Here is a 12197-nt window from a genome sequence, read left to right on the forward strand (position 1 = left end):
ATGAGGGAATTTATCGATTTTGGGTTGTTTTTTATTACCGCAATACGTCACTCTTCGGGTCTGCGCCGCCACCTCGTCACCCCCCCTCTTACATGTGACGGCATCTGAACGGCGCCCTAACCCCTTGGAGGCCTTTATGCTTAAGTCCGCCTTATCAGCAGCATTCATCCTCGTCTCACTTCAACCTATGAGTTTCGCACAGGATGTTCTCCCTCAAGACGCTAATGAAGCCCGCCTGAACGCCCAGCTCGGAGACGTGGATGTTTCAAGCCTGCGACACGGGCTGACAGGCCCTGTCTCACCAAGCTCTGAACAGGCCCTGGTGACCGGGGCTCGCATTCCGATCATCGTCATGATGCGTCCCGCCAAGGACCGGGACGTCCGCGGGTTCACCGAGCCGCGCGCCGGGGAATCCCCAGAACTGACCGCTATCCGCGCCTTGCGCGAACGCGTGTTGCTGGACGCGTTCGGGGGCAATGGCGTCCAGCGCGCCGACGCCGCGGACGCGACCATCGCCCAGCGCGGCGGCTCTGGTGAATCCGAAACGGCGAGCCGCCCTGTTCTGACGCGCGCCTATCTGGCGACGCCGGGCTTCACCATGATGGCGAATGCCCGTGAGATCAGTCTTTTGCGCGCCACAGACGGTGTCATGACCGTCTATGAAGACCGGCCCGACCCCTTGCTCTTGCAAGACAGCACAGTGCTTGTCGGCGCAGATGACGTCTGGGCCCAGTCTGTTGAGGGTTCAGGGTATTCAGTGGCCATATTGGATTCCGGGGTCGAAAACGAACACCCGATGACCGGACCGGCCATCACCGCCTCGGCCTGTTTCAACCAGATCGTATCGGGCGTCTCGACCAGCAACTGCCCCGGCGGCGTCGCGCAAGTGACAAGCCTGAGCAGCGCCGGCGCAGGCGATTCCTGCGTTGAAGCTGTCCTTGACCCCACCAACGGCACCAATGGGTGTTTCCACGGCACCCATGTGGGCTCAACCGCCGCAGGCCGCACCACCACCCTCGGTTCGGGTCCGATCTCGGGCGTGGCGCGTGGCGCGAACATCATCGCCGTGAACGTGTTCGCCCGCTTCCCCGCCAGCCAATGCGGCCCGGGCGCGACCCAGCCATGCATTCAGTCCTGGACGTCCGACCAGATCGCCGCGCTGGACTGGCTGTACCTCAACCGGGCGAGCCTGAACCTCGCCTCGATCAATATGAGCCTGGGCGGCGGACAGAATTTCTCCGCTTGCGACAGCTCTGATGCGCGCACCACGGTGATCAACAATCTGCGCAGCGCCGGGATCGCAACAGTGATCGCCAGCGGCAATGACGGCTTCACAAACTCGGTCAGCACGCCAGCGTGCATCTCCAGCGCCATCACGGTCGGCGCCACGACAAAAACTGACGCCGTGGCCAGCTACTCAAACGCCTCCAGCCTTGTGGACCTCATGGCGCCGGGCAGCGCCATCACCGCCGCCTGGCAGTCTGAAGAGCCCGCTCCGGGCCAGAACTGCATCGCCGCCGGCACGCCAAGAGCGCCGGGACCTGACGGGTTCTGTCACTGGTACTCGGGGTCATCGGGCACATCCATGGCCACCCCTCACGTGGCCGGCGCCTTCGCCTTGCTGCGCGAAGCCTTCCCCAGCGCCAGCGTCACCGATATCGAAACGGCGCTGGAAAGCACGGGCGTGTCCATCTTTGACTCCCGGAACGGGCAAACCTATCCGCGCATCCAAATCGAGGCGGCCTACGCCCAGCTTGCGGGCGGCGGCTCCACCGGATCCGCCAACAACGACTTCGCAGACCGGATCACCCTGTCTGGCGCGTCAGCCTCGGCCACGGGGTCCAATACCGGAGCGGACAAGGAAGCCGGTGAACCCAATCATGCCCAATCTGGCGGCGCCTCGGTGTGGTGGAGCTGGACGGCGACCTCGTCGAGCCGGGTGACCATCACCACTTTCGGCTCCAATTACGACACATTGCTCGGGGTCTATACCGGTTCGTCGGTCAACGCCCTGACCACGGTCGGGACAAATGACGACGCCGGCCGCACGCTGCAAAGCCGGGTGCGTTTCTTCCCCACACCCGGTGTGACCTATCATATCGCGGTGGACGGCTATAACGCCGCCAGCGGCGACATCACCCTCTCAATCAGCCAATAAAACGATACAAGCCTGTCTGGAGCCGCCGGTAAAACCGGCGGCTCTTTTTCGTCCGGACCCCGGAATTTCACTTGCCCGGAATGAAGAAAAGGCGCAAATTGCCATCTTGAACAAATGGGGAACGCACTATGATTGGTTATGTGACTGTCGGAACGAATGATCTTGAGAAGGCGGCGGTGTTTTATGATCGTATCGCTGAGCTGCTCGACACGCCGCGCATGATGGAAGATCCAGGCAATTTCATCGCCTGGGGAAAGCCTGACGGCGGCGCCGGGATCGGGCTGACCAAGCCGTTCAATGGCGAACCGGCCAGTGTGGGCAATGGCGTCATGGTGGCGTTGGCCGCCCGTGACGAAGACCATGTCAAGGCGATCTATGACGCCGCGATTGACATGGGCGGAACATGCGAGGGCGAACCGGGTCCCCGCGGCGAAGGCTTTTACGCCGCCTATTTCCGCGATCTTGACGGCAATAAGCTCAATGCCTTCGTCATGAAAATGGGCTGATCAAACCTGCAGGCGATGCGCTCGCCCCTTTAACGGGGCGCGTGCGTCGCCTATATTCAAAGTGTTCGCTTCGGCGGACTATGGCGATAAACGCGCGTGTAATAACTAGACCGGACCCGGGTGCGAATCCCGGCGGCTCCACCAATCTTCCTCCGCACGTTGGGCGGCGAGCATGGGGCCGAATAGGATCGACGGATGGCTAAAGACGTAGCTTTCGCCCGAATGGGCTTCGTTACCAGCCCATATATAGTAGTTGCCAACGACAACTATGCTGAAGAGGTCGCTCTCGCTGCATAGCAGCGCGGGTATCTCGCACTTAAGTCCTAATCTCTAGCAAGGTTAGGCGGGGTTCGGAGGCGCCTGGCAACAGAAGCCTCCACTTTTCCTGCTCTGCTCTGCTCTGTTCCGCGCCCTGCGCCTCCGACGAAAGGAGCGGGAGTGCTTCGCGACTGACCGCTTTGCAGGAAGATTTTATTCCTGTTCCGACGCCGATGCTGTGCACCTGGATTCCTACTGCACTGAAATCGGCATGTCTTGACGACCTGACCCCGCCGCCGCTTCCGCGCCTGAGAGCACGGCCCTGACTGGAACGCCGCCCAGCGACGCAATCGCCGGATCTTTCATGACCGCGTGGGATTGCACGCCGGTCAGAATACAAAACCCATGCTTTTTCAGACCTATCGCAGGGATAAGGGGGCTGGACGGCTGTGATGATGAAGGATCTCAGCGCGCCGATGATCATGAAAGGCCGACACTGGGGCGGCCTCTGGCTGGCGTATCGGATCGCGTCAGATGTCTAGGCGGACCGAGCGCGCATGGCGGCGCTCTGTTCGGTCAGGGCGTCAGACACCGCCTGCATCAACACATCCTGCCGTAAAGGCTTGGCCAAGGTGTCGCAGAAACCAGCTTCGATATAGCCCTCCACCTGATGGGCCATGATGTTGGCGGTCATTGCGATCACTGGGGGCATGGTCCGGTCGTCTTGCTGGCGCGCCGCCTTCATATCGCCGAACACTTGTACGCCATCACGTCCCGGCATGCGGATATCCAGGAGCACCAGATCAAAATCATGCGTCTGGGATTGGATCAGAGCCGCCTCTCCGCTATCCGCCAGAACCACGTCGACATCGCAAGCGCGCAACAAGCCCGCGGCAACGGCCTGATTGGTCTCGCAATCGTCGACCACGAGCACTTTCAATCCTTTGGGGATCAGTCCGTCGCAAACACGGTCATTTCTGATCGCGGCGTGACTATCTTGTGTATTGGCCGAGCGAAACGGCAGATGGACGGTGAACAACGTGCCGATATCGGGTTCGCTTTCGACGTCAATGCGGCCCTTCATGATTTCCAGCAAACGCTTAACGATCGACAAGCCCAGACCCGTGCCGCCGTATTCACGCGATGTTGAGGCATCCGCCTGGGTGAATGGCATGAAGACGCGGTCAAGCTGTGAAGGCGTCATGCCGCAGCCTGTATCACGGACACGCAAGATCAACTCGTCGGTCGCGTCGTCCTGAGAGAAAATCAGGCGCACCCCGCCCTTGCGCGTGAACTTGATGGCGTTCGACACAAGGTTATGAACAATCTGGCTGAGACGTGTCGGGTCCCCGATACGCAAGCTCTGTGCGCTCACACCATTTTCATAGCGAAGGGAAAAGCTCAGACTGGCCTCTTCAGCCTGGGGCGCATACAGCGATTCAATCTGCTCAGAGACCTCGCCCAGGGTGAATTCCACGGTTTCAACGTCCATCTGGCCTGCATCAATCTTGGCCAGGTCGAGGATGTCATTGAGCGTCGAAAGCAAATGATCGCCTGAAGTGCGGATCACCTCGACCGCCTTGCGCTGACGATCATCGAGCCTGGACAAGGCCAGAACCGCTGTCATGCCCAGAACGCCATTCAGCGGCGTCCGAATTTCATGACTCATATTGGCGAGGAAATGGGATTTCGCCTGATTGGCCTGCTCCGCCTTGAGTTTTTCCGCCTCCACCGCAGCCACGGCCGTCATCATGCTGGCGCGGAAAAAGCCCGCCGACAGAAACACAAACACCTGAGACAGGACCAGCCCCGCATAGAGCGTATCCAGTGACAAACTGGCGTCTCCGCCCGAGCGGGTGATGAAATACGTCGCCGTGTAAACGCCAATGCTGAACAGGGCGATCATCAGACCGTCCATCACGCCCAGCACCAGGCAAAACGTCAACACCGCCGGGACCAGGCCCAGATTGTTGACATTGACCAACTCGCCATTCAGCAGCGAGAGCAAACCCAGAAACGCTACGAAGGTTATGCCGACGAACCGCATTCGAAGCTGGTAATGCGGCCGCCCATTTATCAGGTAAGGTCCGGCCAGAACAAGAAGGGACAAAGCCGTACCAGTAATTATTTCAAAGGCGTAGTCGGGAAGAAAATGCATGTTGATGATGTTGACCGCCAAGCAGCTCAACCCGCCAAGCACACAGAAGACCGTCAACACTCGCGCCGAGGCTACGCTTAAAGGCTCAGTCGCGTCCGGCGACGGCCAATAGCGCCTAAGAGCAGCTCGCATCTAAAGTCTCCCCATCATCCAGCCCCGTTCACGGGCCTGACCTCGTCGATGATGTGAAGACATTATACCAAAGACCTTAGGGTTTGGTTGCGAAAATCTTATTCAGGTGAGTAAGCGCTCTGAAGTCAGACGCCTCGCTGTGTGCATGACGGAATTGAGGCGGGCGCCGTACAGGTGTGTCCGACCGCCACGACCGATTGACGCACCGCTGGGAACAAGTACGCTTCGTGACTGATTGCCGCGGCTGGGAAAGGGCGATGCAGGTGACGAAAGACCTGATGCAATATGAACGGCTCGCACAGGATGCTTTGCGCGACGTGGTTCGAAAGTCTCTTGAACGGGCGGCGGGTGACGGCCTTCCGGGTGCGCACCATTTTTACATCACCTTTCGCACCACCGATCCAGGCTGCGATATCGATGAATCCCTGGCCAGCGCCTATCCTGAAGAGATGACCATCGTCCTGGAGCACCAGTTCTGGGATCTGGAAATTGATGATGTGGGGTTCGAGGTGACGCTGAAATTCGGCGGCGTTCCGAAATATCTCAAGGTTCCCTGGCGCGCAGTGACCCGCTTTCACGACCCCAGCGTCGGCTTCCGGCTTCATTTTGATTACGCCACGCCCGCTCCCGGCGATACGCCGGGCGATGGGTCTGGCGAGGATGAAGTCCATGAAGGCACCGTGGTCAGCCTCGAAGCGTTTCGGAATAAAGAGTGAGTGCGTCCCGATCGCGTCGGGACGAGCTGGCGGCGCTATTCTCAGACCCTGCTCATTTGCCTGGCGTCACACGGCATTTAGGCTTCTCACTGATTGATCTGGACCCGGTTGCGCACTGGGCGGAAGCCTGGTTTGAAGCCCGGCCGGAGTTTCGCAATCCAAACGGTTCCGTTCAGGGCGGCATCGTCACAGGCTTTCTGGACGAAGCCATGAGCCTGTCCGCTTTCATCGCCGGTGATCTGAAAACCGCCGTGCCGACCCTGGAAATGAAAACCAGCTTTTTGCGGCCCCTGATGACGGATCGGGCTCGGGCCCGTGGTCAAGTCGTCAGGCTGGGCTCCAGCGTCGCCTTCACTGAAGGCTGGCTTTGGAATTCAGACGGCGTGTTGTGCGCAACCGCGTCGGCGACAACCGCGCTGCGCCCCTTCGAGCATGGCTGACCTGTCGGGCAAACCGCGCCATCTGGCGCTGATCGCACTGTCTCAGGTGCTGGCGTTGTCGGTCTGGTTCGCGGGCGCCGCCGCCCTTCCCGGCTTGCAGGACACCGGAGCCTTGAGCCCGTTCGCCGGCGCCGCCCTCTCCAGCGCCGTCCAGCTCGGGTTTGTTATCGGCGCTCTGACCAGCGCCGTTCTGGGTGTGGCGGACCGCTATGACGCCCGCCATGTCTTCGCGGCGGGCGCGAGCGTCGCGGCCTTGATGAGCGGAGCCGCCGTCCTGCTGGAGCCTGGCTCGTTCTTTATGCCCCTGACGCGGCTGGGCGCAGGCGCGGCCCTGGCTTTCGTCTATCCCGTGGGCATGAAACTCGCCGCAAGCTGGGCCAAAGGCGATACCGGACTGCTGATCGGGTTGCTGGTCGGGGCTCTGACCCTGGGCTCAGCCAGCCCGCACCTGGCGCCGGTGATCACCGATACTCTGGGGTGGCGCGCCCCTTTCGCCCTGTCTGGGCTGGCGGCGCTTGCAAGCGCAGTCTTGATCCTGTGCGCCCGTGCAGGCCCCGCCTTCAAACGCGCCGCCCGGTTTGATCCACGCGCGATACGGCTCAGCCTCACCGACCCGGCGCTGGCCCGCGTCAATCTGGGCTATCTGGGTCATATGTGGGAGCTCTATGCGTTCTGGGCCTGGGTGGGCGTTTTTCTCGCCGTGTGGGCCGAGCAGAACGCTCTCTCTTCATCCATCTCGATCCCGGTCACGACCTTTGTCATAGTCGGGGTGGGCGCTTTGGGAGCGCTGGGAGCCGGCTGGATCGCGGACCGCGTCGGGCGCACTCTGGTGACGAGCGTCGCCATGGCCCTCAGCGGCGCGTGCGCCCTGCTCAGCGCCTGGGTCTGGTCTGGCCCGGCCGCGCTGATGATCGGCTTGCTTGTCATATACGGCGTCACCGTTATCGCGGACTCCGCGCAATTTTCCGCCGCCGCAGCCGAGTTGGCGCCGCCTGACAAGGCGGGCTCCATCCTGACCTTGCAAACCGCTCTGGGCTTCGCCCTGACGCTGATTACGGTTCAGCTCCTGCCTGTCTGGGCCGATGTGACGGGATGGAGGTTCGCCTTCTGGCCGTTGGCGCTTGGTCCGATGGTGGGCGTCTGGGCGATGCTGAGCCTGAGACGACAAACGGACGCCAGTAAAATGGCGAATGGTCGCAAGTAATATCGTCCTTATGCGCAAACATATCTTAACGCGGCGATTGCTAAGCGTGGTTAAAGTTTACGCTATGACAGCCAATACTTTCAAAAAGATCGCGTAAAATAGCCATATTGGGGGCTTCTTATGTTCGGACAGCTTGATCAGTTTTCCATGACGATGCGCCTGCGGATGATCGCCGGAGCGTCCATCGTCTTGATGCTGGGATATGTCGGCGCGAATTTCCTGATGGGCACGCTCAGCCAGCAGGCTGCTGCACGCGCCGATCACGCAACAAACGCCCTTGTCTCGGCCAGCGGTCTTGAAAAAGACCTGACCTCGCTGCTGCGCGACACCTATCTGATGGCCAGCTCGCCGACGCCGGAACGGCAAGAGGCGGCGCTTGGCAACCTCACCGATTTCGAGATCGCGCTGAGCGATGTGGAAGCCATCGTAACAGAGCCTGAATTCCGCTCTGCGCTCGCCGCCATCCGCGCTGACGTGCCAGGTCTCAACACGCTGATTCAGAGCGCCACAGCGAATATCGCCACCTATACAGACGTTGAGATGCAGCGCTTCATTGATGAACTCGCTGTCTATGACGACCGGATGGACACGAATATCGAAATCGTTCGCGATGGCGAGCGGGCGCTGCTGGAAGCCGCCTGGGCCAGCCGCGATCAGATGGCGTCCGTCGCGCAATGGGTCAGCCTGATCGCCCTCATCCTGACTGCGGCGGGTCTGATGGCCATGACCCAGGTCATCGGCGGGAGCATTCGCCGATCGGTCAGCTCGATCCAGTCTCTGGTGGGCAAGCTGGCGGACGGCGAACGCGACATGACGATCTCCGAGACGTCCCGCAAGGATGTGTTCGGCGATCTCGGTCGCGCGATTGCGACCTTGCAAGACGCATTGAGCAACGCCGACCAGATCCACGCCAATCAGGCCAGTGAAGCCTCTCAGCGCCTGGAGCGTCAAAAGGATATCGAAGATGCGGTGCTGCGTTTTGAAACCAGCTCCACTGAACTGCTGAGCTCGGTGATGGCGGCCTCCCAGCAATTGTCGTCGTCCGCGTCTCAAATGCAGAGCTCGTCCAGCGAAGCATCCGGCCTGTCACGTGACGCCCAAACCGCCTCGGGCGCAGCGGCGTCTGGCATCCAGGCGGTGGCGGCGGCCTCAGAAGAACTGGCCGCATCGATCCGCGAAGTCTCCGAACAGGTCACGCGCACCAGCGAGCTGTCAAATGAGGCCAGCTCGGAAACCGAGCAAAGCTCGACCGTGGTGACCCAGCTCTCTGAAGCGGCCCAGGCCATTGGCGAGATCGTCACCCTGATCGAAACCATCGCGGACCAGACCAATCTTCTGGCGCTGAACGCCACGATCGAAGCGGCCCGAGCCGGCGAGGCAGGCAAGGGCTTCGCCGTCGTGGCCAGCGAGGTCAAGGAACTGGCCGAACAGACCAGCAGCGCAACCCAGCAAATCTCCGCCCAGATCAACGCCATTCAATCCGCGTCCGAGAAAACGGCGGCGTCCACGGACCGCACCTTGCAGGCCGTGCGTCAGCTGGGCGAGCTGGCCACCAGCTGTGCGGCGGCTATCGATCAGCAACGCGTGGCGACCACCGAGATCGCGGAATCCGCACAGCGCGCAGATTCTGGCTCCAGCGACGCCGCCTCCAGCGTGGCGCAAGTGGTGGAGTTCACACACCAGACCGACGAGATTTCCAAATCCGTGCTGTCCGCCGCTCAGGAAATGGCGGACCGTCACGAGGCCTGGAAAGAAGAATTCGAAAGCTTCGTGCAGACCATGCGCGCTTCGTAACGCACCCCGGATAGGGTTGGAAAAGGGGCGCATATGCGTCCCTTTTTTTGTTCACGGCCCCCCTTTGGGGATTACGGCACACGTTAAAGGATACGTTAAACAAGTCGGGATCACTTTAGGGAAATATCGGATACGCGCTCCCGCATTACGCGAATCGCGCATCTCAGCGGAGGTCTCGCCATGCCTGCCTTGAAGTCTGCTCTCTCTCCTGCCGCAGCTAAGGCGCTGCCAAGTCTCGCCCTGCTGCTCTTACTGGTTTATGCGGTGGTCAGCATCGTGATCGGCGCCTCCCTTCGACAGTTTGAAACCCAGTCACGGCTTACAATCGAGCGCATCTACGCCGCCTCGACGCTCGACAAAGAGCTCAGCTCTCTGATGCGCGACGCACACGCGATGATCAGCGCGCCGTCCCAGTTGCGGATGCAGGCTGTGCTGATCAATCTTGAAGAATACGAAGCTGGCGTGGACGCCATGAACGCTCTCGCGACGCCGCGCTCAAATCTTGAAGCGCCGCTCGATGCGCTGGAGCAGGCCCTGCCCGCCATTCGCAGCCTGACCCTGCAAGCCGCCCGTCTGGACACAGACCGCTCAGCCTCCGCCGTTCAGGATCAGGCTTTGGCGATGACCCGGCTCGACATTGAAATGCGAGCACAAATCACTGAAATCAATGAAGCTCTCGCCACCACCCCCATGAGCTCGTCCGCCATGGCGGATCGACTGCGTGGGCTGTCCTGGGTCATCAACTTCCTGGTCGTGATCGCGGTCTTGGGGTTGATCTACAGCGCGCTCAAAAAAGCGCGCCCTCAACTCAGCCCTGCCCAGATCGCCGAGTAGGCCTGCCTTGTAAAAGACCAGCCCGTCACGAAACGCCCAGTCCAGCAGGTGACGTGTATTTGTTCTGAACACCTGACTAACCAAACTTGAAGTATTTATATTCTTAATGGCCCCAGACACAGGCCGCCCCAACTTGGGCCGCCAAGTATTTTTTATTTTTGGACCGATGGGGCCGGACATGAAATCTAACACACTCTCCCTGTTGCTGGGCGCAGGCGTAGGTCTGGTTCCCCAGGCCGCCTTCGCACAGTCGGCTGAAGTCTTCGGCGATTTTCGCGCCCGATACGAAACGGTCGAGCAAACCGGCAAGTTGGATGCAGACTCGCTGACCCTGCGCAGCCGGGTCGGCGTGCGCTTCAAACCCGCGGATGAGCGCTTCACCTTCCTGGCGGAAGCTGAAAACAACATCACGCTTTCGGGCGATGACCGGAACACCAGTTTTGATCCGCGGCCCCAGTTCGCGACGATCAACGACCCTGACTTCACTGAGTTGAACCGCGCCCAGCTGACGTTCGCGCCGAACGACGCGCTGACCTTCACCGTCGGCCGTCAGTATCTCGGCTTTGACGGCAACCGTATTATCGGCTCTCCCGGCTGGCGTCAGGACAAGAACTCCCATGACGCTGCGATGCTGACCTATGAGACTGGCGCTTTTGAAGCCAGTTATGTCTATCACTGGCAACTCAACAAAGGGCCGGGCACCGATTTTGACTGGGACACCGACGCTCACCTCTTCCACGCCAGCTATGAAGCGAGCGACGCCTTCAAAGTCTCCGGCTTCGTCTATCTGATCGACATCCCAGAGGCTGGCCGCGAAAACCTGTCCAACACCACCTATGGCGCCCGCGTGACCGGCTCGACCGATCTGGGTGAAATCGGCGTCAGCTATGACCTGATGGTCGCGGCGCAAAACGATTCCGGGTCCGCCACCGCAAGCTTTGACAATACGCTGATGGATAGCGGCGTCGCGTTCGCCTATGGCGGCGCCCGCCTCGCGCTTGGATATGACGTGGTCTCAGGCGACGGAAATGTCGCCTTCGCCAACCCGCTGGCTTCCAATCACGGCACGGCCGGCTGGGCGGATGTCTTCCACGGCGGCGGTCGCGCCGCACCGGCGGACGGCCTTGAAGATTTCAACGTTGAGGTCAGCTATGGCGCCAGCGTGGACTCTTCAGCCATCGAAGGCTGGCGCGCGGGCCTCATCTGGCGGGATTTCAGTTCTGAGAACACCAGTAATGATCTGGGTGAAGAACTGGACGCCTTTGTGAATGTCAGCTTTGCGAACAATGTGTCGCTGTCGGTGCAAATGGCCGATTATGACGGCCCGGACGCCAGCTACGCGCCTGCGGACAAGACCAAATACTGGGTCACGCTGGGCTATAAATTCTAGGCTGTCTGAATACGCAGTCATGAACGCCAGGGCTTCGGCCCTGGCGTTTTTTGTTCAGGCGGCGTCTGCGTGAGCCGCTTCAATCAGATCGCCAATGGGGCGCGCGCGCACTTTCACGCGGTCGCGCTCACCCGTCGTCTTCTCCACATGCAGACGCTGGACCTGGCTGTCATCGTGAAAAACAATGCCGGTCAAGGCCTCGACCACCGCCCGGGCCACGCTGTCCACGTCATGAACGGGGCTGCCTGGGCCGTGCTCAATCTCGATCTCGATTTCGAACGCGCCGTATCGGGGCCCCACGCGCTTGAACTCGGTGCGGAAATACGCGGCGATCAGATCCTTGAACTGACGCGATTGCGAGGTCGGCGCGTCCACACGCACATTCAGCGCACCTTCAGTGGCGGATGCTTGCACTTTCCCTCTCCCACTCAATCTATCGGGTTCCAATACGTCGCCGCACGGAAGCGAAACGGAATATCGAACCCTGTAAACCAAGATGCCTATGACGATTCGTCAGATCCATCCTCATCCTCAGGCCGCGTCCCGTGTCGAGATCGCCAAGACTGATCCTACACCTGATGGCCGGCTGACTTGAAGAGGGCTGATT

The 12197-nt window shown here is 60.6% G+C and carries 10 protein-coding genes, 1 other RNA gene and 1 pseudogene; 10 read left to right on the top strand and 2 right to left on the bottom strand.

The features are described from left to right. Positions 1-136: 136 nt before the first annotated feature. The 4 genes and pseudogenes from ACQ66J_RS02855 to ACQ66J_RS02870 form a co-directional block, all read left to right on the top strand. Positions 137-2158 (top strand): S8 family peptidase, encoded by a 2022-nt coding sequence (locus ACQ66J_RS02855; RefSeq protein ID WP_430430408.1) that lies wholly within the window; start codon positions 137-139, stop codon positions 2156-2158. Between the two features lie 128 nt (positions 2159-2286). Next, positions 2287-2664 (top strand): VOC family protein, encoded by a 378-nt coding sequence (locus tag ACQ66J_RS02860; protein ID WP_375548578.1) that lies wholly within the window; start codon positions 2287-2289, stop codon positions 2662-2664. A 24-nt stretch (positions 2665-2688) separates the two neighbouring features. After that, positions 2689-3045, top strand: a transfer-messenger RNA (tmRNA) gene (ssrA, locus tag ACQ66J_RS02865). 204 nt (positions 3046-3249) lie between these two features. Then, positions 3250-3464: pseudogene (locus ACQ66J_RS02870) on the top strand (methyl-accepting chemotaxis protein); the annotation flags it as partial. Here ACQ66J_RS02870 and ACQ66J_RS02875 read toward each other — a convergent pair. Further along, positions 3461-5212, bottom strand: coding sequence for an ATP-binding protein (locus ACQ66J_RS02875; protein WP_430430409.1), 1752 nt, complete (start codon positions 5210-5212; stop codon positions 3461-3463). The pseudogene ACQ66J_RS02870 and the gene ACQ66J_RS02875 sit on opposite strands and share 4 nt — an antisense overlap. A gap of 257 nt (positions 5213-5469) precedes the next feature. Here ACQ66J_RS02875 and ACQ66J_RS02880 point away from each other — a divergent pair, with 257 nt between their 5' ends. From ACQ66J_RS02880 to ACQ66J_RS02905, 6 genes are all read left to right on the top strand, one after another. Continuing rightward, positions 5470-5928 carry an SspB family protein gene (locus ACQ66J_RS02880; RefSeq protein ID WP_160093462.1) on the top strand — a complete coding sequence of 153 codons (459 nt, stop codon included), beginning with the start codon at positions 5470-5472 and terminating at the stop codon, positions 5926-5928. Then, positions 5925-6368, top strand: coding sequence for a PaaI family thioesterase (locus tag ACQ66J_RS02885; RefSeq protein WP_375548576.1), 444 nt, complete (start codon positions 5925-5927; stop codon positions 6366-6368). Before ACQ66J_RS02880 ends, ACQ66J_RS02885 begins: the two co-directional genes overlap by 4 nt. Next, entirely contained in the window at positions 6361-7572 is a 1212-nt protein-coding gene (locus ACQ66J_RS02890) for an MFS transporter (protein ID WP_430430410.1), read from the top strand. Before ACQ66J_RS02885 ends, ACQ66J_RS02890 begins: the two co-directional genes overlap by 8 nt. 120 nt (positions 7573-7692) lie before the next feature. Then, positions 7693-9366 (top strand): methyl-accepting chemotaxis protein, encoded by a 1674-nt coding sequence (locus tag ACQ66J_RS02895; protein ID WP_430430411.1) that lies wholly within the window; start codon positions 7693-7695, stop codon positions 9364-9366. Between the two features lie 180 nt (positions 9367-9546). Beyond that, a complete protein-coding gene (locus ACQ66J_RS02900) occupies positions 9547-10200 on the top strand; it encodes a hypothetical protein (protein ID WP_430430412.1) in 654 nt (217 codons plus the stop codon). Between the two features lie 178 nt (positions 10201-10378). Continuing rightward, complete coding sequence (locus tag ACQ66J_RS02905) at positions 10379-11590, top strand: alginate export family protein (RefSeq protein WP_430430413.1); 1212 nt, start codon at positions 10379-10381, stop codon at positions 11588-11590. A 54-nt stretch (positions 11591-11644) separates the two neighbouring features. Here the strand turns inward: ACQ66J_RS02905 and ACQ66J_RS02910 are convergent, their stop codons facing one another. After that, the gene (locus tag ACQ66J_RS02910) at positions 11645-12004 is read right to left on the bottom strand and encodes a RusA family crossover junction endodeoxyribonuclease (protein WP_430430414.1); all 360 of its coding nucleotides are present in this window, start codon (positions 12002-12004) and stop codon (positions 11645-11647) included. Between the last annotated feature and the right edge of the window lie 193 nt (positions 12005-12197).

Source organism: Oceanicaulis sp., assembly GCF_965284345.1.
GTDB classification, from domain to species: domain Bacteria; phylum Pseudomonadota; class Alphaproteobacteria; order Caulobacterales; family Maricaulaceae; genus Oceanicaulis; species Oceanicaulis alexandrii_A.

Bases quoted from the DNA above. Each gene is read 5' to 3' on its own strand.
- ACQ66J_RS02860 (WP_375548578.1), top strand. From the start codon at position 2,287: ATGATTGGTTATGTGACTGTCGGAACGAATGATCTTGAGAAGGCGGCG.
- ACQ66J_RS02855 (WP_430430408.1), top strand. From the start codon at position 137: ATGCTTAAGTCCGCCTTATCAGCAGCATTCATCCTCGTCTCACTTCAA.
- ACQ66J_RS02890 (WP_430430410.1), top strand. From the start codon at position 6,361: ATGGCTGACCTGTCGGGCAAACCGCGCCATCTGGCGCTGATCGCACTG.
- ACQ66J_RS02905 (WP_430430413.1), top strand. From the start codon at position 10,379: ATGAAATCTAACACACTCTCCCTGTTGCTGGGCGCAGGCGTAGGTCTG.
- ACQ66J_RS02875 (WP_430430409.1), bottom strand. From the start codon at position 5,212: ATGCGAGCTGCTCTTAGGCGCTATTGGCCGTCGCCGGACGCGACTGAG.
- ACQ66J_RS02880 (WP_160093462.1), top strand. From the start codon at position 5,470: ATGCAGGTGACGAAAGACCTGATGCAATATGAACGGCTCGCACAGGAT.
- ACQ66J_RS02900 (WP_430430412.1), top strand. From the start codon at position 9,547: ATGCCTGCCTTGAAGTCTGCTCTCTCTCCTGCCGCAGCTAAGGCGCTG.
- ACQ66J_RS02895 (WP_430430411.1), top strand. From the start codon at position 7,693: ATGTTCGGACAGCTTGATCAGTTTTCCATGACGATGCGCCTGCGGATG.